The sequence below is a fragment of the Komagataeibacter ossonobensis genome (assembly GCF_057359305.1).
In genome coordinates, this window is record NZ_JBXAYQ010000015.1 from 49,436 (window position 1) to 74,595 (window position 25,160).

Annotated in this window: 23 protein-coding genes, 1 tRNA gene and 1 pseudogene; 5 read left to right on the forward strand and 20 right to left on the reverse strand. The window is 64.0% G+C overall.

Annotation, left to right across the window (positions count from 1 at the left end; genetic code table 11):
* Positions 1-254: 254 nt before the first annotated feature.
* The 14 genes and pseudogenes from AC1RQ9_RS10210 to AC1RQ9_RS10275 all read right to left on the reverse strand — a co-directional run bounded on the left by AC1RQ9_RS10210 (position 255) and on the right by AC1RQ9_RS10275 (position 10,711).
* Positions 255-330: transfer RNA gene (locus AC1RQ9_RS10210), tRNA-Phe, on the reverse strand.
* 60 nt (positions 331-390) lie between these two features.
* On the reverse strand, positions 391-597 hold the full coding sequence (locus AC1RQ9_RS10215) for a DNA gyrase inhibitor YacG (RefSeq protein ID WP_485986781.1): 207 nt from the start codon (positions 595-597) through the stop codon (positions 391-393).
* Positions 590-1,708, reverse strand: coding sequence for a ribonuclease E/G (locus AC1RQ9_RS10220; protein ID WP_193732733.1), 1,119 nt, complete (start codon positions 1,706-1,708; stop codon positions 590-592). Before AC1RQ9_RS10220 ends, AC1RQ9_RS10215 begins: the two co-directional genes overlap by 8 nt.
* Complete coding sequence (locus AC1RQ9_RS10225; RefSeq protein WP_193732732.1) at positions 1,705-2,334, reverse strand: Maf family protein; 630 nt, start codon at positions 2,332-2,334, stop codon at positions 1,705-1,707. Before AC1RQ9_RS10225 ends, AC1RQ9_RS10220 begins: the two co-directional genes overlap by 4 nt.
* Positions 2,335-2,350: 16 nt before the next feature.
* Positions 2,351-2,569, reverse strand: a complete 219-nt coding sequence (gene infA, locus AC1RQ9_RS10230) for a translation initiation factor IF-1 (protein ID WP_010508114.1) — start codon at positions 2,567-2,569, stop codon at positions 2,351-2,353.
* A 97-nt stretch (positions 2,570-2,666) separates the two neighbouring features.
* Positions 2,667-3,971 carry a histidinol dehydrogenase gene (gene hisD / locus AC1RQ9_RS10235; protein WP_485986784.1) on the reverse strand — a complete coding sequence of 435 codons (1,305 nt, stop codon included), beginning with the start codon at positions 3,969-3,971 and terminating at the stop codon, positions 2,667-2,669.
* A complete protein-coding gene (hisG, locus tag AC1RQ9_RS10240; protein WP_193732730.1) occupies positions 3,968-4,708 on the reverse strand; it encodes an ATP phosphoribosyltransferase in 741 nt (246 codons plus the stop codon). Before hisG ends, hisD begins: the two co-directional genes overlap by 4 nt.
* A 159-nt stretch (positions 4,709-4,867) precedes the next feature.
* The gene (locus tag AC1RQ9_RS10245) at positions 4,868-4,993 is read right to left on the reverse strand and encodes a hypothetical protein (RefSeq protein WP_485986798.1); all 126 of its coding nucleotides are present in this window, start codon (positions 4,991-4,993) and stop codon (positions 4,868-4,870) included.
* Positions 4,978-5,306: pseudogene (locus AC1RQ9_RS10250) on the reverse strand (phosphatase PAP2 family protein); the annotation flags it as partial. The pseudogene AC1RQ9_RS10250 and the gene AC1RQ9_RS10245, both read right to left, overlap by 16 nt.
* A gap of 603 nt (positions 5,307-5,909) precedes the next feature.
* Positions 5,910-7,172: a UDP-N-acetylglucosamine 1-carboxyvinyltransferase gene (gene murA, locus AC1RQ9_RS10255; RefSeq protein ID WP_193732729.1), complete on the reverse strand. Its 1,263-nt coding sequence runs from the start codon at positions 7,170-7,172 to the stop codon at positions 5,910-5,912.
* Positions 7,173-7,190: 18 nt separating this feature from the next.
* The gene (gene dcd / locus AC1RQ9_RS10260) at positions 7,191-7,745 is read right to left on the reverse strand and encodes a dCTP deaminase (protein WP_193732728.1); all 555 of its coding nucleotides are present in this window, start codon (positions 7,743-7,745) and stop codon (positions 7,191-7,193) included.
* A 95-nt stretch (positions 7,746-7,840) separates the two neighbouring features.
* Entirely contained in the window at positions 7,841-8,032 is a 192-nt protein-coding gene (locus AC1RQ9_RS10265) for a hypothetical protein (protein WP_485986785.1), read from the reverse strand.
* A 63-nt stretch (positions 8,033-8,095) separates the two neighbouring features.
* Complete coding sequence (locus AC1RQ9_RS10270) at positions 8,096-9,247, reverse strand: Rieske 2Fe-2S domain-containing protein (protein WP_485986786.1); 1,152 nt, start codon at positions 9,245-9,247, stop codon at positions 8,096-8,098.
* A 234-nt stretch (positions 9,248-9,481) separates the two neighbouring features.
* Positions 9,482-10,711 (reverse strand): glycosyltransferase family 4 protein, encoded by a 1,230-nt coding sequence (locus AC1RQ9_RS10275; RefSeq protein WP_485986787.1) that lies wholly within the window; start codon positions 10,709-10,711, stop codon positions 9,482-9,484.
* Between the two features lie 101 nt (positions 10,712-10,812).
* Between AC1RQ9_RS10275 and AC1RQ9_RS10280 the strand changes: the two genes are divergently transcribed.
* The 4 genes from AC1RQ9_RS10280 to infC all read left to right on the forward strand — a co-directional run bounded on the left by AC1RQ9_RS10280 (position 10,813) and on the right by infC (position 15,444).
* Positions 10,813-11,811 carry a tetratricopeptide repeat protein gene (locus AC1RQ9_RS10280; protein ID WP_485986788.1) on the forward strand — a complete coding sequence of 333 codons (999 nt, stop codon included), beginning with the start codon at positions 10,813-10,815 and terminating at the stop codon, positions 11,809-11,811.
* A 4-nt stretch (positions 11,812-11,815) separates the two neighbouring features.
* Positions 11,816-12,718 (forward strand): glycosyltransferase family 9 protein, encoded by a 903-nt coding sequence (locus AC1RQ9_RS10285; RefSeq protein WP_485986789.1) that lies wholly within the window; start codon positions 11,816-11,818, stop codon positions 12,716-12,718.
* A 42-nt stretch (positions 12,719-12,760) separates the two neighbouring features.
* Positions 12,761-14,695: a threonine--tRNA ligase gene (gene thrS / locus AC1RQ9_RS10290; protein WP_485986790.1), complete on the forward strand. Its 1,935-nt coding sequence runs from the start codon at positions 12,761-12,763 to the stop codon at positions 14,693-14,695.
* 227 nt (positions 14,696-14,922) lie between these two features.
* On the forward strand, positions 14,923-15,444 hold the full coding sequence (gene infC / locus AC1RQ9_RS10295; RefSeq protein ID WP_010514802.1) for a translation initiation factor IF-3: 522 nt from the start codon (positions 14,923-14,925) through the stop codon (positions 15,442-15,444).
* A gap of 243 nt (positions 15,445-15,687) precedes the next feature.
* On the opposite strand, the gene AC1RQ9_RS10300 is transcribed toward infC, so the two are convergent.
* From AC1RQ9_RS10300 to hrpB, 6 genes are read right to left on the reverse strand one after another with little or no spacing between them, the layout of a single operon-like run.
* On the reverse strand, positions 15,688-16,449 hold the full coding sequence (locus AC1RQ9_RS10300) for an SIMPL domain-containing protein (protein ID WP_485986792.1): 762 nt from the start codon (positions 16,447-16,449) through the stop codon (positions 15,688-15,690).
* Positions 16,446-16,769 (reverse strand): hypothetical protein, encoded by a 324-nt coding sequence (locus AC1RQ9_RS10305; RefSeq protein WP_193732718.1) that lies wholly within the window; start codon positions 16,767-16,769, stop codon positions 16,446-16,448. Before AC1RQ9_RS10305 ends, AC1RQ9_RS10300 begins: the two co-directional genes overlap by 4 nt.
* A gap of 4 nt (positions 16,770-16,773) precedes the next feature.
* A complete protein-coding gene (locus AC1RQ9_RS10310; protein ID WP_485986793.1) occupies positions 16,774-18,351 on the reverse strand; it encodes a sensor histidine kinase in 1,578 nt (525 codons plus the stop codon).
* A gap of 30 nt (positions 18,352-18,381) precedes the next feature.
* The gene (locus AC1RQ9_RS10315; protein ID WP_010508133.1) at positions 18,382-19,062 is read right to left on the reverse strand and encodes a response regulator; all 681 of its coding nucleotides are present in this window, start codon (positions 19,060-19,062) and stop codon (positions 18,382-18,384) included.
* 30 nt (positions 19,063-19,092) lie between these two features.
* Complete coding sequence (locus tag AC1RQ9_RS10320; protein WP_485986794.1) at positions 19,093-20,316, reverse strand: S1C family serine protease; 1,224 nt, start codon at positions 20,314-20,316, stop codon at positions 19,093-19,095.
* 36 nt (positions 20,317-20,352) lie between these two features.
* Entirely contained in the window at positions 20,353-22,911 is a 2,559-nt protein-coding gene (hrpB, locus tag AC1RQ9_RS10325) for an ATP-dependent helicase HrpB (RefSeq protein WP_485986795.1), read from the reverse strand.
* A 91-nt stretch (positions 22,912-23,002) separates the two neighbouring features.
* On the opposite strand from hrpB, the gene AC1RQ9_RS10330 reads away from it, so the two are divergent.
* Complete coding sequence (locus AC1RQ9_RS10330; RefSeq protein ID WP_485986796.1) at positions 23,003-25,114, forward strand: protein-disulfide reductase DsbD family protein; 2,112 nt, start codon at positions 23,003-23,005, stop codon at positions 25,112-25,114.
* The last annotated feature ends 46 nt before the right edge of the window (positions 25,115-25,160 follow it).

Below are 25,160 nucleotides of genomic sequence, written 5' to 3' on the forward strand. Positions count from 1 at the left end.
TCCGGCCCAATCCCTTTGGCGTCGTCTTCCATCTTTCGATGTCTGGCGGGTCATATGATCCGCGACATGATGATGGCCTGCACATCGGTCTGACGACACCTGTGCCACGGCTCGTACCCAGCCAGCAGGATTGGCTGGGTAGGGACCAGCCATGTCAGGGAAAATGGGGTAAGATATCCGACTGGATCATGAACCACAGGCTTATGTGGAATGATACGGACCGGTAGGCTTGATTATATTTTCTGGAAATCAAATGGTGCCCAAGGGCGGGATCGAACCACCGACACTGCGATTTTCAGTCGCATGCTCTACCAACTGAGCTACTTGGGCACCGGGCCGTCTGTCCGGCTATGTCAGGCAGTCAGGACCGCCGTGACGTTGGACAAGCGTTTAACCTACCTCATCATCGGGATCAACCCGTCTTGTGTATTTTTCATCCTCTACGGATGGAATCTCTGCCGATGGTACCCGGTACTGGCCCGAAAACCAGCGCCCCAGGTCAACATCGGCGCAGCGACGCGAACAGAACGGCCGGTATTGCGGCTTTGCGGGCTGGCCGCAGATGGGGCAGGGGGGAAGGGCGGACGGTTCAGTCATGATCGAATCTCCAGCCATTGGCGGGCAGGCCCTGATCCATGACAGGCTGAAGCACGCGGCCTGTCAGGCGCATGAAATCCTCCATCCAGCCCGGATGGTCCTGCAACAGCGCCATGATGCCATAACCGCATCCCAGCATGACAGGCCGCCCATCAGGCGGCATGCCACGATAGGCCTGCATCTGCCCGCGCAGCGCACGCAGCAGACGTCCTTCGCGTGACTGGAACAGTTCATGCAGCGGCGGGTGCACGCGCGGGCGGACGATTTCCGCCAACCCCAGCGCCGTAAAGCCCAGAAAGCGCGGACGCAGCGGATCGTCCTTCAGTAACGCTTCGACCGTTTCCGACAGCGCGCGACGCTTGCGTATGGCAAGCCCCGCGACATCGACAATGATCGCACCGGACAGGTTGCGCAGCCGCAACTGGCGCAACAGGTCAGGCAGTGCATCGCGGTTGGCGGCAAACTGTGCTGTCTGCTTGGGGCGGCGGTCCATGCTGGTGGCCCCGCCATCCATGTCGATCGCCACCAGCGCAGGCGTGGGCGTAATGCTGGCCGACATGCCACCGGGCAGGGATATGACGGGGTCTTCCAGTGCATCGACCTGCGCGCGCAGGTCACTGTCAAACGTACAGTTGACGCGTGTCAGGCGTGGATGAAAGACAGCAGGCAGCAATGCGGCAATGGCGGCGTCATCTATAACGATGGGTGCCAGCGGATAATACCGCGCCAGCCGTTCCAGCGGCGTGGGACCTCGGCGCAGCAGCTTGGGGTCCGACCCACCGGGCAGGTCGGATGGCAGGTTGCGCGCGCCCAGACGTACGCCCTTGCCCCCCTGTGCGCTGCGGGTGACGGTCACAAGGACGGTCTGCCCCTGTGTCAGGGGACCAAGCCCTTCCGAATCCGGCAGGAAGCCTGCCTGTTCCAGTCCCGGCAGGGTGATGAACGTGCCGCCGAGTGCCGGGACATGGGCGCTGACGCGGGCGCGATAGATATCGCCCACGCCATCAGCCATGTCAGGTCGCCACAGGGCGAAATCCTGCATGACGCCATTGTCCATTACGGCGATGCGGACTTCTCCGGGGCTGCTGCTGGCGCAGATGCGCACGCTCACCGGAGCCAGTTTCCTTTCTGTCCGCGCAGCATCTGCGCGGTTTCAAACAGCGGCAGGCCGACAATGCCCGTGTAACTGCCCGACATGAAGCGGACGAACGCCGCCGCATGGCCCTGTATGGCATACCCCCCGGCCTTGCCGTTCCAGTCGCCTGCGTCAATCAGCGCATCAATCTGTGCGGATGTCAGGCGGGAAAACGTGACCGTGCTGGCAACCAGCCTGTTACCCGCACGCCCGCCGGGCCATGTGGCGGTAGGCCGTATGGCAACGGCGGTGAATACGGTATGACGCCGTCCGGACAGCAGGTTCAGGCATGCGCGTGCGGTATCCGCATCTTCCGCCTTGGGCAGGATGCGCCGACCAAGGGCCACGACCGTATCAGCCGCGATGACCAGTGCCGGAATATCCAGCGCGCGCGCCACGTGTTCGGCCTTTTCCATCGCCAGACGCTGCGCATGGGGGCGCGGCAGTTCGTCACGCCGGGGCGTTTCATCGATATCGGCTGGATGCACCTGATCGGGAACCAGCCCGATCTGGCGCAGGAGCGCGAGCCTGCGGGGGGAAGCCGAGGCAAGGACAAGCTGCGCACCCGTATCCGCCCCGGATGGAGCGGTGTCTGCGGTCATGACCGACAAGGGCGGCTTACTTGAAGCGGAACGTGATGCGACCTTTTGTCAGGTCATAGGGCGTCATTTCCACATTCACGCGGTCGCCCGCCAGCACGCGGATACGGTTCTTGCGCATCTTGCCGCTGGTATGGGCCAGGATGGTATGCTCATTATCCAGTGTCACGCGGAACATGGCATTGGGCAGCAGTTCGGTTACTGTGCCACTGAATTCGATCATGTCTTCTTTAGACATCGTGTCCTTCAATCATCAAAATTGCCGTCGTGCTGCGGGCCCGCAGCGCAATACGGTTGGTTTATGTGGGGATACTCACCGCCGGGGTCAAGTTTCCTTATGCGTGGCCATCAAGGTCGGCCAGCCGGACCGACACGCTCAACGCATGTGCATCAAGGCCTTCGGCCTGTGCCAGGCTGACGGCGGCGGGACCGATTTTGCGTAGCGAATCGGGCTGGGCCTCAATGAACGTGGTGCGCTTGATAAAGTCGAACACCGACAGCCCGGATGAAAAACGCGCCGTGCGGCTGGTGGGCAGCACATGGTTGGGACCACCGATATAATCGCCAATGGCCTCTGGGCAATACCGACCGACAAAGATGGCGCCAGCATGCCGCACGCGGGCAAATACCGGAGCCGGATCATCGATCATGAGTTCCAGATGTTCAGGCGCTATGGTGTTTACAAGGTCCGCCGCCTCATTCAGGTCACGCACCGTGATGATTGCGCCATGGGTGTCCCAGCTGGTGCGGGCGATTTCGGCGCGTGGCAGGGTTTCCAGTTCGGTTGCGACCGCCTGTTCCACCTTCGCCGCCATGTCCGTATTCGGCGTGATCAGGATGGATTGGGCCATGAGGTCGTGTTCCGCCTGCGCCAGCAGGTCGAGTGCGATGGCGCGGGGGTCATTGTTGCCGTCGGCGATCACCACCACTTCGGACGGCCCGGCAATGCTGTCGATTCCCACCGTGCCAAAGACCTGCCGCTTCGCTTCGGCCACATAGGCATTGCCCGGTCCCACCACGCGGTCCACCGGTGCGATGGTGGCCGTGCCATAGGCCATGGCGCCCACGGCCTGCGCACCGCCTACACGGTAGATTTCAGTCACACCCGCGCGCCGCGCCGCCGCCAGCACCAGCGGGTTGAGCGCGCCATCGGGCGTGGGCACGCACATGGCGATACGCCCGACCCCCGCCACATGGGCGGGAATGGCGTTCATCAGCACGGAGGATGGGTACGCCGCCTTGCCACCGGGCACGTACAGCCCCACCGAGTCCAGCGCCGTCCAGCGCATGCCCAGCGTCACGCCCGCATCATCCACGTAACGCATGTCGGATGGCATCTGCGCCCTGTGGAACGACTCGATCCGCGTGGCGGCAGTTTCCAGCGCGTCCAGCAGGTCGGCTGGAACCTGCGCGCAGGCGGCTTCGACTTCCGCTGCCGTGATCCGCAGGGTGGCGGGGGTGACATCGGCCCGGTCGAAACGGTTGGTGAATTCGCACAGCGCGTCATCACCGCGCGCGCGCACGGCAGCCAGGATTTCGGTTACGGGGCCGTCCACGCGGGCGGTGTCGCTGTCACGGTCGGCCAGCAGGCCGGCGAATTCGGCCCTGAAATCAGGTTGGGTGGTATCGAGGCGCTTCATGCCTGCTGGTCCTTGGCTTGTGCGGAACTGGACGCCAGAGCTGTCCGGAAACGGTTGATGATGGCGCTTATGCGCTCGGGCTGGGTTTTCAGCGCCGTGCGGTTCACGATCAGGCGGCTGGTGACATGGGCAATGGTGTGGGTTTCCTCCAGCCCGTTGGCGCGCAAAGTGGACCCCGTATCGACCAGATCCACGATCAGGTGCGACAGGTCCAGCACCGGGGCCAGTTCCATCGCGCCATGCAGATGGACGATGCTGGCGTTGATGCCGCGGGCTGCGAAATGGCGGCGCGTGATGGAGGGATACTTGGTCGCCACCCGCACCTGTGACAGGCGGTTGGGGTTGTCTTCAAGCCCGCTGCGGTCCCGGGGCTGGGCAATGGAAATGCGGCAGCCCCCGATCCCCAGGTCAAGCGGGGCATAGATTTCAGGGTAGTCGAATTCCATCAGCACATCGGCGCCGCATATGCCGATCTGCGCGCCGCCAAAGGCGACGAAGGTCGCCACATCGAACGAGCGCACGCGCACCACGTCAATGTTGGGATCATTGGTTTCAAAGCGCAGCAGGCGGCTTTTCTCGTCATTGAAATCCGGGCCGGGCACAATGCCCGCCATATGCAGAAGCGGCGCCGCGGCTTTGAGGATACGGCCCTTGGGCAGGGCGAGTATCAGCGGGCTATCCGTTTCCGGAACGGCGGTCTGGGCCGGTGACAGGACGGTCAATGCATTCTCCGACATTGAAGGCTGGGGTCACCCCGCACGGTACGGGGTACCCCTGGTGACATGCGCGCATACCACATTGAAGCCTCATGCAGGAAGGGCGCTTTTCTCCGGGCAGGTTACTAACTAACGTGCCTGTGTCAGCGGCGCTGTCATGGCAGCGTCATGTTCGGTCCGTCAGGTCGCCGGATCCGGTGCGACGGGAGTCTTTTTCAGATTTTCCACATCCACCTGTACCGCCACGAACAGCGGGGCGATGTCAGGTGTCGTGGTGAACATATTGAACAGGGTGGCGCCATTCATGTAACCCGCCCCAGATATCGGTTGCCCAGTGCACGCCACACACGACCCGACTTTCACCAAAGATACGCCCACGTTCCATGATGGCCGATGCCCGTTCAGGAACCAGCCGGGCAAGGAGCAGGGCTGTCGCCCACCCATGCGTCATATGACCTGATGGGGAGGCAAAGCTGGGCTTTTCGCCCGGGAGCGGGCAAGGCACAGGGTCGCGTGGGGCATTTCTCCGAATGGGCCTGGTCTGTCGGAAAGTGCAAACCTGGTCATGCGCGGGTTTTCCGATGGACAGTATGATGTCACGTTTGATGGCAATTCCCATTGCCCAGACCAATGACAATACCCATCACAGCACATCGTATTATGCCGCCCACAATCTGGGACAGGTTGAAGTGGATGCGGGGCCGGGTGATGCCATAACCGTGGGATTTGCACCATTTGGTGGCCGGAATCCGGGCTGGGCAATGACCCCACAAACCAGAATTATGAAGGCTGCAACTGGGACAGTATCCAGACGGACCTTGAATATACCGGGATCAATTCGGATCTGGGTTCCGGCTGGACGCTGGATGACAAACCCACGCCCGATCGCGCAAAGGCGATTACCCGCCAGATGCATGACCAGAACCTGTCCATCCAGCCATTCATCCAGGGGGGATGTGCATATTACCAGGGCACTGACTTTTCCAGCCGGAGGGACTGTTCCGCAAATAACAGAAACCGTTGATGCGGCCCCCTTTTCAGGGTGACATTTTACCAATGGCGGCTGGAACTGTCTTTAGCCGGAAGAATGTCCCCCTTTCCCTCCATGACTGATGGGGAAAGGGAGTGCCTGTCGGTTGGACCGCAGGGAAAGGATCAGGACAGGGCAGCGGAGGGAAGGGGCTGCGCCATCCATGAAACGGTCACGATCCGGGGCAGGCTTCTAATCGGAAACGCGTTCGATATGCGCGCCGCACTGCGCCAGCTTGCGCTCCACGGCCTCATACCCGCGGTCAAGGTGATAGACGCGGCTCAGGATCGTCTCCCCATGCGCGGCAAGTCCCGCGATGATGAGCGAGAATGACGCCCGCAGGTCCGTCGCCATGACCGGCGCGCCGGAAAGCGAATGCACGCCGCGGATAATGGCCGATGATCCATGTACGTTGATGCGCGCGCCCATGCGGTTGAGTTCGGGCACATGCATGAAGCGGTTTTCGAAAATGGTCTCCGTCACCATCGACGCCCCTTCGGCCACCGACAGCAGCGCCATGAACTGGGCCTGCATGTCGGTCGGGAAGCCGGGATAGGGTTCGGTCATGATATCGACCCCGCGCAGCGCACCGGTGCGCTGCACGCGCACGGCCCCGTCTTCCTGCACCATTTCCACGCCCGCTTCCTCCAGCGCACGCACCACGGCGCCAAGGTGTTCGACCTGACCACCCACCAGCCGCAGTTCACCACCAGTAATGGCGGCAGCACAGGCATAGGTGCCACATTCGATCCGGTCGGGCATGACGCGGTAATGCGCGCCGTGCAGCCCTTCCACGCCGTCAATGACCAGCTTGCCCGTGCCAATGCCGGTAATGCGCGCGCCCATGGCGTTGAGGCAGCCGACAAGATCCCCGATCTCGGGCTCACGCGCGGCATTGATGATCTCGGTCCGCCCCTTGGCCAGGGTTGCGGCCATCAGCAGGTTTTCCGTAGCACCCACGGATGCGAACGGCAGGATCACCCGCTCCCCCTTCAGGCCATGGGGGGCTTCGGCATGGATGTAGCCGTTTTCCAGCGTGATCTTTGCCCCCAGCGTTTCCAGCGCCTTGAGGTGCAGGTCAACCGGGCGCGTGCCAATGGCGCAGCCACCGGGCAGAGAGACGCGGGCTTCGCCACAACGTGCCAGAAGCGGGCCGAGCACAAGAATCGAGGCCCGCATCTTGGAGACAATGTTGTAGGGCGCTTCGGTATTGGTGATCTCGCCACCAATCGAAAGCGTGCCGCCGTCCCCGCTGATGTCCTCGACCGTCAGGCCGTGCTGTTCAAGCAGCCTGCGCATGGTGCGGATGTCGGCAATGCGCGGGACATTGTCCAGCACCAGCTTTTCGGAGGTCAGCAACCCCGCCACCAGCAGCTTGAGGGCGGAATTCTTCGCCCCGCCAATGACGATGTCCCCACGCAGCGGGTGGCCGCCGTGAATGATGAAACGGTCCATGATATGCGGTTCCTGCCCTTACATGCGCGGTGGGGCGACGCCGACCTGCCCCATGTATTTGCCCTTGCGGTCGGCGTAGCTGACTTCGCAGGGTGATGCCCCCTGGAAGAACAGGAACTGGCAGATCCCCTCATTGGCGTAGATGCGCGCGGGCAGGGGGGTGGTGTTGCTGATCTCGATCGTGACCTGTCCTTCCCATTCCGGCTCCAGCGGGGTCACGTTCACGATGATGCCGCAGCGCGCATAGGTGGACTTGCCCAGGCAGACCACCAGCGTGTCGCGTGGTATGCGGAAATATTCCACCGTGTGCGCCAGCACGAAGCTGTGCGGCGGAATGGTGCAGCACTCACCCCGACGGGTGACAAAGCTGTTTTCAGCAAAGTTCTTGGGATCGACCACCGCGTTGTCCACGTCGGTGAAAATCTTGAATTCATTGGCGACGCGCGCATCATACCCGTACGACGACAGCCCGAAGGAGATCACGCCCTCGCGGCTCTGCTTTTCCACGAAGGGTTCGATCATGCCATGGTCCGTGGCCATGCGACGAATCCACGTATCGGGCATTATTGGCATGCTGTCCCTTCCTTCGGCATCTGTGGCGCGGCACGCGGGCAACCCGTCGGCCGTGCGCGACCACTAACGAAGTGACCGCCCGATCGCAACTGCAATCACGCTTCGTTGCGGGACGTGTCGCTATTGTCGGGGGTGGAGGCATCGGGTGCGGGGGCCGTGCGGGCACGGCTCTGCTGCTTGCGCCGGCGCAGATTGGCGCGCAGCGCCTCGGCCTCACGGGCAAGGCGGTCCTGGCGCGCGGCCTCGGCCCGGTCGGTCAGGCGTGGGGTGTCAGGCCGTTCGGTCATGGGGGTATTTTCGTCAGGTTGAAAAAGGAATGCCCGCCATCCGCGCGGATGGCGGGCGGGAAGTCAGGCCGACGTGGCGGGTTCGGCCGGAGTGGGGGGGGCAGGCTGCTTTTCCGCGGTGGCGGCCGGCATGTCCTGCGGAATGCCGCAACGGATCAGCAGTTCACGCAGCGCCTTGACCACGGGGAAGATTTCCACGTTGCGGTCATAGCCCGCCTCGTTCCATGCCGCCTGTTCCAGTTCCACGATTTCCTTGTCTTCAAGGAAGATGCGGTTGGTGAACCAGCCCAGCGCGGGCCAGATCACGTCAATCAGGAGCGGCGTCTGCGGGCGCAGGATGGACAGCAGGCCAAAGGACTGGGTGACACGTTCATCCTTGTCCAACGGCACATAGGCGGCCCACAGGTCCATGATCAGGTCACCGTCCTTGTCGGTGATGCGCAGGGTCTGGTACGGGTATTCCGTGCGGATCGTCACAACTTCCTCAACGGGCTGTTCCTTGCCCTGCAGGTCCTTGTGCTTGCCAAAGATCAGGCGTTCGGCCAGCGGCTGCTGCCCCGCGCAGCGCATGAAGCTGTAACGTGCCTCGATAAAGTCCTCGCCCCTGTCCTGCCCCAGGAAGCGGGCCTTGATCTGGCCCATCTGGCGGCGGTGCAGGAACTGATGGTTCATGTCCATCAGGTTTTCATGCATGAAGGTGTAATGGCAGTTCACCCGCGGGCTGAAATGCTTGGTCTTGTATTTGGGGTTGTCCGTCTGGGCCAGCTTGGGGAAGGGCGTGCTGTCGGCCTTTTCCGGGTCGCCAGGGAACACGAAGATCAGCCCGCCTGCTTCACGTACGGGGAAAGTACGCACGCCGTTGGGCAGCTTGCCCTTGCCAAGGTAGGGCACGTCGATGCAGCGGCCCGAACGGCCAAAGGCCCAGCCATGATAGCAGCAGCGTACGGTCTGGCCGTTCACGGTGCCCTTGCTCAGCGGGACCTGCCGGTGGGGGCAGCGGTCATACAGCGCGAAGACGCTGCCTTCATCGGGGCGGACCAGCACGATGGGAATGCCGGCATAGCTGACCGCCAGCGTCTTGTCGCGCTTCAGGTCAGCCGACCATGCCACCGGGTACCAGAAATCCGGGTTGGAATTCACCCGGCGCAGGTCGGGGTGGTGGGGGCCGGGTACGGGGGTGATGTCGTCGGTCTGGGCGGGGGAAATCTGGTTCATGTGGTGCAGTCCCGAAGTGTTCGCGTTGAAACGGCGGGCCACGGGTCATCCCCGTCCGCCAGAAGAAAGAATGCGCAATGGGTGAAGAATTTCAGTCGCCTTGTCGACTGTAAAACCACCCGTTGCATAAGGCCCATGCTGAATGCAGGACGCTCCCCCCGGCTTTTTGGGGTGCCATGAGACAGATCAAGGCAATCCTGCATCCGATATGGGACAATCACCGCGTCCGCGCCGCTATCCCGCTTCTGGCAGGACTTCATCACCCCAGTCCATGTCCGCCATGGCGGTATGGTAGAAGGTGTTCGCCAGCTGCGTGTGCAGCAGTTCATCATATACGGACAGGGTCGCGTATTGCATCGCCTGTGTTGAATAATGGTCGCGCACATTCTCGCGCGCATGCCATGACAGCAGGGTGCGTTCCTCGGGCGTCATGGTTGCGACGTGGCGCAGGCATGCCGCCAGCGCCTGCACGTCATCGGGCGGGAATACGAAGCCGGTCACGCCGTCATCCACCGTTTCCAGTGCCGCGCCATGACCCGCCACGATCACGGGGCGGCCCATTGCCTGTGCCTCCACCACGACGCGGCCAAAGGGTTCGGGCCGCCGCGAGGGAACAACCACCATGTCCGCCAGCATCAGGGCGGCCGGCATGTCCGCGCAGTGCCCGGCAAAACGCAGGTGTGTTGCGATTCCCCTGCGCTGGGCAAGGGTGACGAGTTCGCGGCCCAGCTTCTCGTTCGCCTCCCCCACGAAAATGCACACCCAGTCCCCGTTGAAGCCCTCGGTTTCATTCACCCGCGCCAGGGCCTCGATCAGCAGCGCATGCCCCTTCCACGGGGTCACGCGCGCGGGCAGCATGATGACGGTGGCGCCGTCGGGTATGTCCCACAGGTTGATCAGGTTCTGCACCCGGTTGCCGCGCACGCCCTGCGGGTCAAAGCGTATCATGTCCGCCCCGCGCGGGATCAGGCGCAGGCGGTCGTCCCCCACCCTGTATTCCTCACGCAGGCGGGTTTCGATGTAGCGGCTTATGGCAATGACCCGGGAACCCGATGCCAGTACGCCGTTGTACCACCGTTTCCCCGGCATGTTGGCGGCATGCACGCCATGCCATGTCGTGACCAGCGGTATCCTGAGCCGCCTGCATGCAAGGGACGCCGCCCATGCCGGGGCGCGTGAACGCGCATGGACCAGATTGACGCCGAATTCCTGAATGACATGGCGCAGGCGGCGCGCGTTGCGCATGATCGAAAGGGGGTTCTTGGCCTTCAGGTCCATTTCGACCGGAATGGCCCCGATATATTTCAGGCGCGGGACCAGGCGCCCGCCCGCACTGGCCACGATGGCCGTGCCCCCGGCCTGGACTATGGCGTGCGCCATTTCCAGCGTGCCATGTTCGATCCCGCCGGATTCGAGGGCTGGCAGGGCCTGCAGGATGACAGGTCGGTCAGTAACGGTTTGCATCACCCTTCCCCATATCATGATCATACCGGAACTGCACGAGGCGGTGGCGAATGGGGGGCTGGCCCTTGACCTTCTTGGCGGGCGGGCCGACGAATGCGGTAATGAGAGTCTTTGCGTGCCTGCCTGTCCCCTCCTTTTTTCCGTTTGGTGGGTATCCCGTACGTCCCGCCAGTGCGTCGTTTCAGGCCGCCCGTCGGGTCCGGGTGGACCGTCGCGGCGTCATGGCTGCCGGTATCGTGGTGGCGGTCAGTATGGCCGGGCATGATGGCGGCGTCCGGGCGGCGGAGGCGCCAGTGGCCGCCCCGCCACCTGTCGCGGCGCCCGTGTCAAATCATGATGGGGCCGGGCATGAGGTATGGAGCTTTGCCCGCTGCACCGCCACCGTATCCGATGATCCCGACGGCGCGCGTGATTATGCCGAGGACTGGCTGGCCCATGGCGGCGGCCTGGAGGCCGAGCAGTGCGATGCCCTGGCACGCATCGAACTGGGGGATGTGGCGACGGCGGCGGCATCGCTGGACCGCCTGGCGCATGTGCCCGGCTGGCCCGTGGGGGATTCGGCCGCTGCCCATGCGGGTCCGCAGTCTGATGCCCGGCCGCCCGATACCCCGCAGTCGCTGCGTCGTCGCGCAGCCGTGGCCGAACAGGCGGCGCGGGCATGGCAGGCGGATGACAGCCCGAAACAGGCATTCGACAGCGCAGCCTATGGCCTGACGCTGGAACCGGGCGATGTGCCGCTGCGTCTGGTCTATGCGCGGGTTGCGGTGGAACTGGATCAGCCGCAGCGCGCGATCGATACCCTGACCCCCCTGCCATCCGCCCCGGCGGAACGTGATGACGCGCTGGTCGCGCGCGCGGCCGCATGGCGACGGATGGGACGGATCGAACAGGCCATGACCGACATCAACGCGGCCCTGAAGGACATGCCCCGCAATGGGGCGGCGCTGCTGGAACGTGGCATCCTGTACCAACGCGAAGGGCAGATGGCGCAGGCGCGCACCGACTGGCAGGCAGTCGTGACGCTGGCCCCGGATTCGGATGAGGCCGATCTGGCGCGGCAGGATCTGTCGCTGCTTGAAACCGACCCCGAGGCACCCTGATTCCATGGCCCGTATTCTGGTGATCCGGCTGGGCGCGCTGGGCGATTTTATTCAGTCCTTCGCACCGTTCGCGGCCATTCGCGCCCATCATGCGCATGACGTGGTGGACCTGCTGACGCAGTCTCCCTTCGCCGATCTGGGGCGTCATGCGCCGTGGTTCGACCATGTGCATGTCGATCGCAGGCCACCGTGGCATGACCTGCGCGCGGTCATGGCGCTGCGTCGGCTGCTGCGGTCGTATGACTTCATCTATGACCTGCAGACATCGGGTCGCAGCACACGTTATTTTCATCTGTCGGGCATGACGGCGTGGTCGGGAATCGGACGCGGCGCGCAGGCGGTGCATGACAGCCCGCAGCGGCGTATCATGCATACCCGCGTGCGCCAGCGTGACCAGTTGCGCCGCGCGGGAATCGACAGCCTGCCGGTGCCCGACCTATCATGGCTGTCGCGTGGTGGCCCTGTCCTGCCCGCGCCCTATGGCGTGCTGGTGCCCGGCGCCGCGGCACACCGCCCGGCCAAGCGCTGGCCGGTGGAACGCTATGCCGCCCTTGCGCGGCACATGCATGCGCGCGGCCTGCTTCCCGTTATCGTGGGCGGCAGGGGGGAAGGGGCACTGGCTGCCATCATTCGCGACACCTGTCCCGATGCGGTGGACCTGACGGGACAGACATCGCTGCTGGAACTGGGGGGGGTGATGGCGCGGGCGGCCTGCGCCGTGGGCAACGATACCGGTCCCATGCACCTTGCCGCGGCCCTTGGCGTGCCCGGCACCGTGCTGTTTTCAGCCGACAGCAACCCGGCCCTGACCGCGCCGGTGGGCCAGCATGCGGGGCAGGTGCGGGTCATTTATGTGCGTGATCTGGCAACTCTGCGCGTCGACAGGGTTGCGGCGACGCTCGCCTGACGCCATTACAGCGGGATATCTTCTTACCGGAGCAATGAAACCATGCCTGCCATAACCCTGCCTGACGGATCCGTTCGCCGCTTTGACGGGGCAGTGACGGGCACTACCGTGGCGCAGTCCATCGGGGCCGGACTGGCCCGCGCCGCCCTTGCCATGGAAGTGGATGGCAAGCTTATGGATATCGGTCGCGAGATCGACCATGACGCCAGTGTCCGCTTTGTCACGCGCAAGGACCCCGAGGCGCTGGAAATGATCCGCCATGACGCCGCCCATGTGCTGGCCGAAGCGGTGCAGTCGCTGTTTCCCGGAACCCAGGTCACGATCGGCCCGTCGATTGAAAACGGGTTCTATTACGATTTCTATCGCAACGAGCCGTTCAAGCCCGAGGATTTTGCCGCGATTGAAAAGCGCATGGGCGAAATCGTGGCCGCGAATGAACCCTTCGTGCGCGAGACATGGCCGCGTGAAAAGGCCATCGAATTCTTTGAAAACAAGGGTGAGCGCTTCAAGGCCGAGCTGATCCGTGACCTGCCCGAAGACGAGGAAATCTCGATCTACCGTCAGGGCGAATGGCTGGATCTGTGCCGTGGGCCGCACCTGCGCGGCACGGCCGATGTCGGCAATGCCTTCAAGCTGATGAAGGTGGCCGGGGCCTACTGGCGCGGCGACCATCGCAATCCCATGCTGACGCGCATCTACGGTACGGCATGGCGCGATCGCAAGGAACTTGAGGCCCACCTGCACCAGCTTGAGGAAGCCGAGCGCCGTGACCACCGCCGCATCGGGCGCGAGATGGACCTGTTCCACATTCAGGAAGAAGCCGTGGGCCAGATCTTCTGGCACCCCAAGGGCTGGCGGCTTTATTCGGTGCTGCAGGACTACATGCGCCGCGCGCAGAACAATAACGGATATCAGGAAGTGCGCACGCCGCAGCTTGTTGACCGTGGCCTGTGGGAAGCATCCGGGCACTGGGACAAGTACCGCGAGCACATGTTCATCGCCACCGTCGAGGACGAGGACAAGACCCTCGCGCTCAAGCCGATGAACTGCCCGTGTCATGTGCAGATCTTCCGCCATGGCCTGCGCTCGTATCGTGAACTGCCGCTGCGCATGGCGGAATTCGGCGCGTGCCACCGTTATGAGCCGTCCGGCGCACTGCATGGCATCATGCGCGTGCGCGGCTTCACGCAGGATGATGCGCACATCTTCTGCACCGAAGACCAGATTGCCGATGAAACCGCGCGTTTCGTGCGCATGCTGGCCGATGTGTACCAGGATCTGGGCTTCGAGCATTTCCGCGTGAAATTTGCTGATCGTCCCGAACAGCGCGCCGGTGATGACGCCACATGGGACCGTGCGGAAAACGCGCTGAAGGTCGCGTGTGACATGGCCGGCGTGACCTATGAGCACAATCCGGGGGAGGGCGCGTTCTACGGCCCCAAGCTGGAATTCGTGCTGCGTGACGCCATCGGCCGTGACTGGCAGTGCGGCACGCTGCAGGTCGATTACGTTCTGCCCGAACGGCTGGATGCATCCTATGTCGGTGAGGACAGCGCGCGGCATCGTCCCGTCATGCTGCACCGGGCGATCCTGGGATCGTTCGAGCGATTCCTTGGCATCCTGATCGAACAGCATGCGGGCCGTTTCCCGCTGTGGCTGGCGCCGGTGCAGGTGGTGGTGGCGTCCATCGTGACCGATGCGGCGGATTATGCCCAATATGTGACCGACAGCCTGCGCAAGGCGGGGCTGGTGGTGGAAGCCGACCTGCGCAACGAGAAGATCAACGCCAAGATTCGCGAACACAGCCTTGCGCGCGTGCCGGTCATTCTGGTGGTTGGCCGCAAGGAAGCGGAGGAAAATACCGTTGCCCTGCGCCGCCTTGGCGGCAAGGCACAGGAGGTGCTGCCGCTGGAGGAAGCGGTGTCCGCCCTTGCATATGAAGCCCTGCCACCCGATATCCGTAGGGCACGCGGCTGATTTACCGGGTTCCGTGCCGCGATTGCATGGCTGTTTTCGCAGATACGGGACAAGACAGTACTTGATCTGGGGCGCGTCTTTGCGTCACATATCTTTCCATAATGTAAGGTCATGCCCTTGCCTGCGTGTTTTCCATGGTATCAGCCATGGTCGCGCGGGTATGCGGGATGGCCTTATCTGCCGTTTGAATGAAACAGTCACAGGAGCTGACCATAGCCAGACCCCCGATGCCCACTCCGCCAAATCGAGAGGGCCCCCGTGTCAATGAAGAGATCCGCGTACCGCAGGTCCGTCTGATCGACGAAGAAGGCGAGATGCTGGGCATCATGTCCACGCGTGATGCGCTGGCCCGTGCCTATTCTGTTGGTCTTGACCTTCTGGAAATCAGCCCGAACGCCGAGCCCCCCGTGGCGAAGGTTCTGGATTACGGGAAGTTCAAGTACGAACAGCAGAAGAAGCGCAACGAAGCGCGCAAGAAGCAGAAAGTCATTGAAATCAAGGAAGTCAAGGTTCGCCCGAACATTGACGAAAATGACTATCAGGTGAAGATGCGCGCGATGAAGACCTTCATCGGCGAAGGTGACAAGGTGAAGGTGACCCTTCGCTTCCGTGGCCGTGAAATGGCGCATCAGGATCTGGGTGTGAAGGTGCTGGAGCGCATCCGTGCGGAAATGGATGAAATTGCCAAGGTTGAGCATATGCCCAAGCTTGAAAACCGCCAGATGATCATGGTGCTGGCCCCGCGCTAAGCGCAGTGTCACTGTCCGTATCATGAAAAAGGCCCGGTGGGATTATCCACCGGGCCTTTTTCGTTTGTGCTGCATATGGGGAAACAGGCGCAGTGGACAGATCATGTCCCTTATCCGTAAGCCAGCTTCACCACGTGGCATTTATGGGGTTTCAGCCCAATAACTCATTAATATGAAAAAGTTTTTGGATGCCGCTTTTTTAAAGGCGGCGTTCTTCAAAGCTTTTTCTTCTTTAGGGGACTTTTACCCGGCGGGCTTCAGGATCAGCGTGGCGCGGACGGTTGCGGTGACATCCTGCAGGCCGGTCGGGGCTTCCGGGGCGGGCATGTCAACGCTGGCGGCGCGGGCCATCATCATCATGGGCATCGGGCGTGGCATGTTCTGGTCTTCCAGTGTCACGCTGCGGATGGAGGCGATAGTCAGTTTCAGCGTGGATGCTGCCGCCTGTGCACGCTGCTGCATGTCCTGCAGGGCCAGTGTTTCGGCCCTGCGGGTCAGTTCCATCCGCTTTTCACGTGAAAGGGACCAGTCCAGCCGCGTCAGGGCCAGGTTATCAGCCTGTAGCTGGCCCACCAGCGGCAGCAGTACCTTGCCATCGCTGGCGGTCAGTCGGATGCTCTGGCGTGCTACCCATTGCGGTTTGCGGTTCTGGCGCTGGTCGCCATCATCATGATGTACGAAATACGACTCGGCATTCAGGGTCAGTCCCGTCACATGGGCGCTGGCCGCCGTGACCTTGCCCACCAGCGTATTGACCTGTGCCTGTGCGCTGGCGGCCGTATCGGCCCGGGCTTCCGCCATGAAGGTGGCGGTCAGTTCATCCGGCTGGGCCTGCACCGTGCCGGATGCCGACAGTTCCAGTTCGGTTGTATTGGGTACCGCTGCGTTCGCGGGCCGGGTCTGGGCCATGCTACCTGCCGGGTGCAGTGCTGCCGCCACCAGCATGCCAGGCAGGGCGATGCGCAGGCTGTGGCGGGCAAGGGTTGTGAACAGGGGAAAAGTCATGAATGCGTGGTCTCCTTCAGTTCGACCAACGCACGACGCAGTCTTACGATGCCCGAGCGGATTCGCCCTTCGCGACACATGTCTTCTCCCTGCGTGCGAAGGTTGTCCACATCCTGCGGCAAGGCAGGGCCATAGGCGTCGATAATGTTCAGCAGCCGGTTGCAGTAGGCCTTGGTGTCACTTGTAATAATCACGGGCTTGTCCGGTCCATCCCGTGTGGTGACGATCTCCGCCCCGATGCTGGTCCCGACCGGGGCTGCGCCACACAGGCAGAAACTCATCACGACGATGGCCGGCGCCATGGCGGGGTGCATGTTCATGATGTTACTTTACGCTACTGTTCATATCATGCTGATGGGGGAAAGATGACCTTTCCGTCATGCCTGATATGTGTTGGGGAGATGGAAAATCCTCCTCATTCGCTGAAATCGCGCAGGCCGCGATCGGCAGCGCCAGCGAAACCGTAAGCCCCGGGTTATGCGCCGACAGGTGCATCCGCCCCCCATGCAACTGCACGATGGCCCGGACCATGGACAGTCCCAGCCCCGAACCGGGGGTGTTGCGGGCCTTTTCCGCGCGGAAAAAACGCTCCGTGGCGCGGGCCATGTCGGCTTCGCTCATGCCAACCCCTTCATCACTGACACACAGGTCCAGCATGCCTTCGCCCGTGGGACCGGTAACGCGGCCGGGTGCAAGTTCGCGCACCTGCGCGCGCAGGTAAACGGTGCCGCCAGCCGGTGAGAATTTGATGGCGTTATCCAGCATGTTGGCAACGGCCTGCTGGATCAGCGAACGGTCACCGTAAAAGCTCAGGCTGTCAGGCAGGTCCAGCGCAAGCCTGATGTCATGGTCTTCCGCCACGGCTTCATACAGGTCGGCCACGTCGCGCAGGACCGGCACGAGGTCAAATGTCATGAAGGCGGAGCGGCGGGCCCCTGCCTCGATCTGGGCAATGCGTAGCAGGGCCTCGAACACGGCAGTCACGTTGTCCAGATTGCCGACCGCGCGTTCGATCGCATCGCGCAGTTCCGCGTCCGTGGTTGCATGCAGGGCCGCGTCCTCAAGCTGGGTGCGGGCGCGGGCAATGGGGGTGCGCAGGTCATGGGCAATGGAATTGGATACCTGCCGCACGCCATCCATCAGGCGTACGATCCGGTCCAGCATTTCGTTGATGGCTTCGGCCACCTGATCCATTTCATCGCCATTGCCCACCAGCGGCATGCGGCGGCTCAGGTCGCCATGGGCGATGGCGGATGTGGTGCGGGCCACGGTCTTGACCATGCGGCGGAAAATGCCATGCACCAGCACCGCCCCGCTGACAGCCAGCAGCGTCACCATGACCCATGCCCATAACAGCGAATCGGTCAGCAGGTGGCGCAGGATGCCGCGCGCGCGCACGTCACGCCCCACCAGCAGGCGGTAGCCACTGTCAAGTTGTCCCGCTGTATGGGTCTGTGCCGTACCGGGCAGGCGGTAGGCATGCAGTTCCGCCATGCCGCGCAGTCCCGCGCGCGTATCGGGCAGGGAGTACCAGCGGTCCGTGTACTGCACTTTCGCGGGCCATGCCGAAACATTGCCCGTCAGGTAATTCCCCTGCGGGTCGATGACGAGGTAGATCGCATCGTCATCCAGGTTCTGTTCCAGCCTGTCCTCAATGGTCAGGGCCAGCGTGGGCAGGCCTCCCATCATCCACCGTTCGGCCAGGGCGTGGGCGTCGGCGTTGATGGCGGTCTCCACCTGGCGTTCCAGAAACCCGATCGTCCCCCACCACATGAAGGACATGAACAGGATGGAGGACAGAGCGAACATCATGCCATACGCCAGCGAGAAACGCAGGCTGGCCGACCGCCACGCCCGCCAGCGTGACGGGCGGGGCATGGCGCGGGGAAAACCGGTGGGCATCAGCATCCCGCCCACAGGCAGGGATGGGGCCTATTCGGCACGCAGCATGTATCCCGCATTGCGGATGGTGTGGATCAGTGGCGTGCCAAACGGCTTGTCCACCTTCTGGCGCAGGCGCGAGACATGCACGTCGATCACGTTGGTCTGCGGGTCGAAATGGTAGTCCCACACACCTTCCAGCAGCATGGTGCGTGTCACGACCTGCCCCGCGTGGCGAGTCAGGTATTCCAGCAGGCGGAATTCACGCGGCTGCAGGTCGATCTTCTGGCCCGCGCGGCGTACCGTGCGCGACAGCAGGTCGATTTCAAGATCGGCCAGTTCCAGCTTGGTCTGGGGTGCGGTTTCCGTCCGGCCACGGCGGCCCAGGGCTTCGACGCGGGCCAGCAGTTCGCTGAAAGCGAAGGGCTTGGTGACATAATCATCGCCACCCGCCTTCAGCCCCTGCACGCGGTCATCCACATCCGCCAGCGCCGACAGCAGCAGCACGGGGGTCGTGTTGTTCTGCGCGCGGATGGTTTCCAGCAGGCGCACGCCGTCAATGCCGCCGGGCAGCATGCGGTCGAGTATGATCAGATCAAACTTCTCGCTCACGGCCATGAACAGGCCGTCCTTGCCGTTATCGGTCAGTTCGACCAGGTGCCCGGCTTCCTTCAGGCCCTTGGCCACGAAGTTGCGGACGGTGGGATCATCTTCAACAACAAGAATATGCACGTTGCCTCACGTCGTTTGGGGCGGGGTCAGTCAGTCTTCCATGTCCTCGTCGGGGCGGTGGCCGACACAGGCAGGCAGGCTTAACGCCTCGTGGTGGCGACGGATATGCAGCACCACGGTTGATCGGGGCCGTTTCGCCGCGATCGAGCGGATCAGCATGCGTGACGTATCGATCGGTTCGTCGTTCACGGCGGTAATGACATCCCCTATATGCAGGTGCGCCTTCATGGCCGGTCCGTTGCGGTCGATGCCGACAATCTGCACGCCGTCATGTCCCGACCCATCCGTCAGTGTAACACCCAGCCACCCCCGGTCGATATGGCCATTATGGCGCAGTTCTTCCACGATAGGTGCCACGATTTCCGACGGAAGGCCAAAACCGATGCCCACAGACCCCCCCGTGGGGGACACAATGGCCGTGTTCACCGCCACCACCTGACCGCCAAGGTTGAAGGACGGCCCGCCTGAATTGCCGGGGTTGATCGGCGCATCGATCTGGAAAAAGTCATCAAACGGGCTGGTGCCGATATCGCGGCCCCGCGCCGACACGATGCCCGCGGTCACGCTTGATCCCAGCCCGAACGGGTTGCCCGCCGCCATGATCCAGTCCCCGATATTGACCAGCCTGCTGTCCCCCCATGGCACGAAGGGCATGGGGTGGGGCGCATGGATCTGGATGACCGCGATATCCGTCAGGTCATCGCTGCCGACCAGATGGGCCGGGAATTCCGTGCCATCGGCCAGTGATACGGTAATCAGGTCGGCGCCACCCACCACATGCGCGTTGGTCACGATCACGCCGCTGGGGTCGATCAGGAAGCCCGAACCCGCGCCCAGCATTTCCTCGCCATGGGCGCGCATGCGTTCGCGGAATTTGTGTTCAAACGGTGTGCCCTTGACACTGGGGGGCAGGGGCTGGCGGCCGGTGCTGGTATGGCTGTCCTGTGCCACCGCGATATTGACCACGGCAGGCCCCACCTGACGCACCAGCGGGGCGAAGGTCAGTGGCCCGGTCGAGACCACCGGCGGCACGGGCGGGGCGAACAGGGAGGGGTTGGGCGGCGTAGCGGATGACGCCGCATTGTCCTGCGCGTGGGCGCCCGTCATGGCGCCCCCGATGGCGGCCATGCCCAGCAGCAGCATCGGTATCAGCCCGGAAGCCGGGCAACGGGCCATGGCAATCCGTTTCATACAGGGCGGGGCGAAGGTAGGTTCATGATCACGCATGTTATCTGAAAAAAGCGGCAATGCCATGGCTGCATGGCATCATCGACGCGAATGTCCGCAGTTTTATGTCGTACGCCGTGGTCGTGGCGGCGGGGGACTGGCCATGGCGGGGTTTTCGGGCCAGTCATGGCGGGGGTAACGACCGCGCATGTCGCGGCGCATATCGGCCCATGACCCGGCCCAGAAACCTGCCAGGTCGGCGGTGATGGCCTGCGGCCTGCCTGCGGGGGACAGCAGAGCGATCCGCAGATCCACCCGGCCATCGGCAATGGCGGGTGTTTCCGTCACGCCATAGAAGGTCTGTGCCCGTGCCGCCGCCACCGGTACGGGCTGCAGGTAATCGATCGCGGCCCGTCCGCCCGGCAGGTCCAGATGGGTGGGCAGCGTACGGTCCAGCCATTTCAGCGTGGCATGGTCCATCGTGGCGCGCAGCATGGCCAGCAAGTCCATTTCCGCCAGCGCCGACAGGCGGTTGATCCCCGCAAGCCACGGGGCCAGCCAGCTTTCGGCTGTCCGGGCCAGCGCCGCATCCGACAGGTCGGGCAGGTCCGGACGGTCCAGGCGGGTACGCGCCAGATCCACGCGGGCCTGCAACTGCCGGCAGGCATCGCTCCATGTCAGGGTAGCCGCAAGGTTCTGCGCCGCCTGCGCGCACAGCAGGGCGCAGACTTCGTCAGGGCTGGCGGTGACCGTGCGGTCCCGCAGTACAAGGTTGCCCAGCCGCAGCCTGCGCCGCGCCAGCACGTTGCCCGTCGTGGTGTCCAGCGTGGTTTCAACCTGTTCACGCGCCCGCGCCAGCAGGCTGTCGGGCAGCGCGTCACGGTCCAGCGGGGCGGCAAGGCAGATTTCGGCCGCCTTGCGCACATGCATGCCCGCCACCGCCAGCAGGCCGCACCGCGCCAGTTCATCCGTCTTGGACAGGCGTGCGCTGCCACCACCGGCCAGGCGGAAAGATCCCGCATCCCCACGGGACTGGGCCACCCGGTCGGGGAAAGCCGCGGCAATCAGGGCGGCAGGGTCGCCGCTGGCGGGAATGTCGCGCCCCAGTCCCAGCCGCCTGCGATACTGCCGGGCGGCGTGGCGGATACGGGACAGCGCCGCGCGGTCGGCATCCGGATGGTCACCACCGGCCAGCAGGTCCAGACGCAGGCGGATATCCGCAGGGGCCGCGGGCGGCGCGCCCCGACTGCCACCGGCGGGGCGGCGCGGACGCAGCGGGTCGCGTTCCTCCAGCAGGGCGGCGATGTCGGCAGCCAGCGCGCGCTCGGCTGGCGTGCGCGCGGCCAGCATCATGGCGGCAAGACGCGGATGCGCGCCAAGGGCGGCCATGCGCGTGCCCGCGCGCGTGATACGGGCGTCATCATCCAGCGCGCCCAGCGCCTGCAGCAGGCTGCGCCCGGCTTCGAACGCGCCATTGGGGGGCGTGTCGGGAAAGGGCAGGTCGGCAGGCGCCGTACCCATCGCATCCTGCCAGGCGGCGGCATCCAGCCGCAGGCCGGTCAGTTCGGCCTCCATCATTTCAGGCTGGTCATGCGGTGGCATGGCGCGGGTGGTCATTTCCGTCCACAGCCGTATGGCAATGCCGGGGGCGACGCGCCCCGCGCGGCCCGTGCGCTGGTTGGCTGCCGCACGTGAAATACGCACCGTGTCGAGTCGTGTAAGCCCCGTGCCCACATCCAGCCGGGGCACACGGCGGAATCCTCCATCCACCACAATGCGCACGCCCGGCACGGTCAGGGAGGTTTCAGCAATGGAGGTGGACAGGATCACCCGCCTGCGCCCGTCAGGGTGGGGGGTAAGGGCGCGATCCTGCTCGGCGGGGGGCAGTTCACCATATAGCGGCAGGACATCCGCCGCGATCCCGTCCAGCAGCCCGCGTGTGCGGTGGATTTCGGCCACACCGGGCAGGAAGGCCAGCACATCGCCGGGATCCTGCGCCACGGCAGTACGGATGGCGGCGGCCATGGTGTCGGGCAGGTCACGGCGGTGGACCAGGTCGCGGGTGGCGTGGCGGATTTCCACGGGGAACATCCGGCCTTCGCTTTCCACCAGTTCGGCATTCATGCGCTGCGCCAGTGCCGCGCCATCCATGGTGGCGGACATGGCCACCAGCTTCAGTTCGGGCCGCAGGCTGCGCTGCAGGTCCAGGCAGAAGGCAAGGGCGGCATCCGCATCGACCGAGCGTTCGTGGATTTCGTCAAAAATCACGCACGCCACCCCATCCAGCGTCGGATCGGACAGCAGGCGGCGCACCAGCAGCCCCTCGGTAATGACCTCGATGCGCGTGCGTTCCGATGTGGCGCCATCCAGCCGGGTGCGGTAGCCCACCAGTCCGCCCGGCGCATCATTCATCAGTTCCGCCATGCGCACGGCGGCGGCGCGGGTGGCCAGCCTGCGGGGTTCCAGCATCACGATCCGCCCGTCCCCCCGCCATGGCGCGTCCAGCAGCGCCAGCGGGACCAGCGTGGTCTTGCCCGCACCGGGTGGGGCGACCAGAACCGCGTTGGACGTGCGCGCCAGTGCGGCCTGCAGCGGCGGCAGGGCGGCGGCGACAGGCAGCGCGGTGCCATTTTCGGACAGAAGGGTGTCGAGGCGGTTTTGCAAGGTCGGGTCTAAGGCCATATCCTGATCTTATGGCGTCCGGCATGGTGGTGGGGCAATCCTTGGCATGGTACACGGGCGCGTTTTTCCTTCATCCTGTTCTGGCGGAGTAATGCCGGTGCCCTTCCTGTGGCTTGTGTCCATCCTGTGCATGCTGGTGACCGTCCTGCCCCCGGCCCGCGCCGCGCAGAGCGACGCCGTGATTTCGCCCCGTGCGACCGTAACCCTGGTTACGGATGACGATACGTACATGCCGGGCAGACCTCTGCATGTGGGGCTGCGCCTGCGACTGGCGCCGGGGTGGCATACTTACTGGCTCAACCCCGGTGATGCGGGGGATGCGCCGACGCTGGCTGTCACGGCAGAAGGCGGGGCGACCGGGCAGGCCAGCACCATCGAATGGCCTACTCCGCGCGTGCTACATGACGGGCCGCTGACATCTTACGCCTATACCGGTGATGTGCTGCTGCCGGTCACGCTGACCCCGGCCGCCGGCGAAGGGGATGGACCGGTCACACTCGATGCAAAGGCGGAGTGGCTGGTCTGTGCCGAGGTCTGCGTGCCTGAAAATGGCAGCTTCAGCCTGACCCTGCCACGGGGTGAGACACAGCCATCGGCCGAGGCTGCGTCTTTTGCGCGTGCCGCTGCCGACAGGCCGGTTGCCTCCCCCTTTGCGGCGCGTGTCTCGCCCGCCGGTGTGCTGCAGCTTGACGGGCGTGGCCTGTCACCGGATGCGGTGAAGGATGCATGGTTCATGCCCGAAGTGGCGGGCACGATCGATCAGGATGCGCCGCAGGCTATCACCGTGCGTGACGGAACCGTGCAACTGGTGCTGAAACCGGGGCCGGTTTTCAATAGTGGGGCAGGACTGTCCGGTATCGTGGTGCTGCGTGACCCCATGGGGCGGGAGCGTGGGCTGTCGGTCCATCCGGAAGTCGGGGATGTGCGTGCGCTTGTGCCTGCGCCCGTGGTGGTCCCGGACAGTGGGGTCGTGCATGTCGGCTGGCTGGTGGGCATGGCGTTTGTGGGGGGAATGATCCTGAACCTCATGCCCTGTGTGTTTCCGGTGCTGGCGATGAAGGTGCTGTCGCTGGAACGCATGGCGCGTGGTGAACGCAGGGCGGCCCTTGCCGGGGCAGGGGCCTATGCGGCGGGTGTAATCGGGTCGTTCGTTGTGCTGGGGGGTGCGATTGCCGCCCTGCGTGTGGCGGGGCAGCAGGCGGGGTGGGGGTTCCAGTTCCAGTCTACCGGCTTTGTCATCGCGATCTGCCTGCTGCTGTTTGCCGTTGCCCTGAACCTGCTGGGTTTCTTTACCATCGGCCTGCGGCTGATGGGGCTGGGGGACGGACTGCCCGCGCATGCGGGGGATTTCCTGACCGGGGTGCTGGCGGTTGTCCTTGCGTCACCCTGTACCGCGCCATTCATGGGGGCGGCGGTGGCGGGCGCGCTTGCGGCCCCGCCGGTGGTTGGACTGCTGGTTTTCGTGGCCCTTGGGTGCGGGCTTGCCGCCCCTTACCTGCTGCTGGCATGCATGCCGGGACTGCTGGGCTGGTTGCCACAGCCGGGACGATGGATGGAAACCGTGCGCAACCTGCTGGCCCTGCCGGTGCTGGGCACGTGTGTGTGGCTGGCATGGGTGGCGAAGCTGCAAGGCGGCATGGATGCGCTGGGCCTGCTGGCGGCAGGGCTGGTTCTGGTTCTGGCGGGGTGCTGGTGCCTGCGTCGCGCCAGCATGATGGACCTGCGGGACGCCATGGAAGGGCGCGCGGGGCTGTACCGCGCCATGGCGATCCTGATGCTGCTGGTGGCGTTTGTGGGCGGCGGCGTGCTGCCACCTGCCAGTGTGCATGACCGCAGCCGGGGAACCGACCGGGTGACGGATGGCAGTTCCGCCTTTTCCCCCACCCGTCTGTCGGAACTGCGGCGGCAGGGGCGGCCGGTATTCGTGGACATGACGGCGGCGTGGTGCATTTCATGCCTGGTCAATGAACGCGTGGCCCTGTCCACCCGTGCGGTGCAGGATGCCTTTGCGCGGCGCGGGATCGTTTACATGAAGGGCGACTGGACCCTGCGGGATGCGGCCATTACCGCCTTCCTGCATGAGCATGGCCGTGATGGCGTGCCGTTCTATGCCTATTATCCCGCCCATGGGGCAGAGGTGATCCTGCCTGAAATCCTGACCCCCGGCCTTGTCCTGCGCATGACAGCGCCAGAAGGAAAATAAGGGTAAAGGTTTCTGGTGAAGCTTTTTTCAAAAAACTTCAGAAGAA

Coding starts and splice junctions, on each gene's coding strand:
- AC1RQ9_RS10215 (WP_485986781.1), bottom strand. CDS start 597: ATGACTGAACCGTCCGCCCTTCCCCCCTGCCCCATCTGCGGCCAGCCC.
- AC1RQ9_RS10225 (WP_193732732.1), bottom strand. CDS start 2,334: ATGACCGCAGACACCGCTCCATCCGGGGCGGATACGGGTGCGCAGCTT.
- infA (WP_010508114.1), bottom strand. CDS start 2,569: ATGTCTAAAGAAGACATGATCGAATTCAGTGGCACAGTAACCGAACTG.
- hisD (WP_485986784.1), bottom strand. CDS start 3,971: ATGAAGCGCCTCGATACCACCCAACCTGATTTCAGGGCCGAATTCGCC.
- hisG (WP_193732730.1), bottom strand. CDS start 4,708: ATGTCGGAGAATGCATTGACCGTCCTGTCACCGGCCCAGACCGCCGTT.
- AC1RQ9_RS10245 (WP_485986798.1), bottom strand. CDS start 4,993: ATGAATGGCGCCACCCTGTTCAATATGTTCACCACGACACCTGACATC.
- murA (WP_193732729.1), bottom strand. CDS start 7,172: ATGGACCGTTTCATCATTCACGGCGGCCACCCGCTGCGTGGGGACATC.
- dcd (WP_193732728.1), bottom strand. CDS start 7,745: ATGCCAATAATGCCCGATACGTGGATTCGTCGCATGGCCACGGACCAT.
- AC1RQ9_RS10265 (WP_485986785.1), bottom strand. CDS start 8,032: ATGACCGAACGGCCTGACACCCCACGCCTGACCGACCGGGCCGAGGCC.
- AC1RQ9_RS10270 (WP_485986786.1), bottom strand. CDS start 9,247: ATGAACCAGATTTCCCCCGCCCAGACCGACGACATCACCCCCGTACCC.
- AC1RQ9_RS10275 (WP_485986787.1), bottom strand. CDS start 10,711: ATGCAAACCGTTACTGACCGACCTGTCATCCTGCAGGCCCTGCCAGCC.
- AC1RQ9_RS10280 (WP_485986788.1), top strand. CDS start 10,813: ATGAGAGTCTTTGCGTGCCTGCCTGTCCCCTCCTTTTTTCCGTTTGGT.
- AC1RQ9_RS10285 (WP_485986789.1), top strand. CDS start 11,816: ATGGCCCGTATTCTGGTGATCCGGCTGGGCGCGCTGGGCGATTTTATT.
- thrS (WP_485986790.1), top strand. CDS start 12,761: ATGCCTGCCATAACCCTGCCTGACGGATCCGTTCGCCGCTTTGACGGG.
- infC (WP_010514802.1), top strand. CDS start 14,923: ATGCCCACTCCGCCAAATCGAGAGGGCCCCCGTGTCAATGAAGAGATC.
- AC1RQ9_RS10300 (WP_485986792.1), bottom strand. CDS start 16,449: ATGACTTTTCCCCTGTTCACAACCCTTGCCCGCCACAGCCTGCGCATC.
- AC1RQ9_RS10305 (WP_193732718.1), bottom strand. CDS start 16,769: ATGAACATGCACCCCGCCATGGCGCCGGCCATCGTCGTGATGAGTTTC.
- AC1RQ9_RS10310 (WP_485986793.1), bottom strand. CDS start 18,351: ATGCCCACCGGTTTTCCCCGCGCCATGCCCCGCCCGTCACGCTGGCGG.
- AC1RQ9_RS10320 (WP_485986794.1), bottom strand. CDS start 20,316: ATGGCATTGCCGCTTTTTTCAGATAACATGCGTGATCATGAACCTACC.
- hrpB (WP_485986795.1), bottom strand. CDS start 22,911: ATGGCCTTAGACCCGACCTTGCAAAACCGCCTCGACACCCTTCTGTCC.
- AC1RQ9_RS10330 (WP_485986796.1), top strand. CDS start 23,003: ATGCCGGTGCCCTTCCTGTGGCTTGTGTCCATCCTGTGCATGCTGGTG.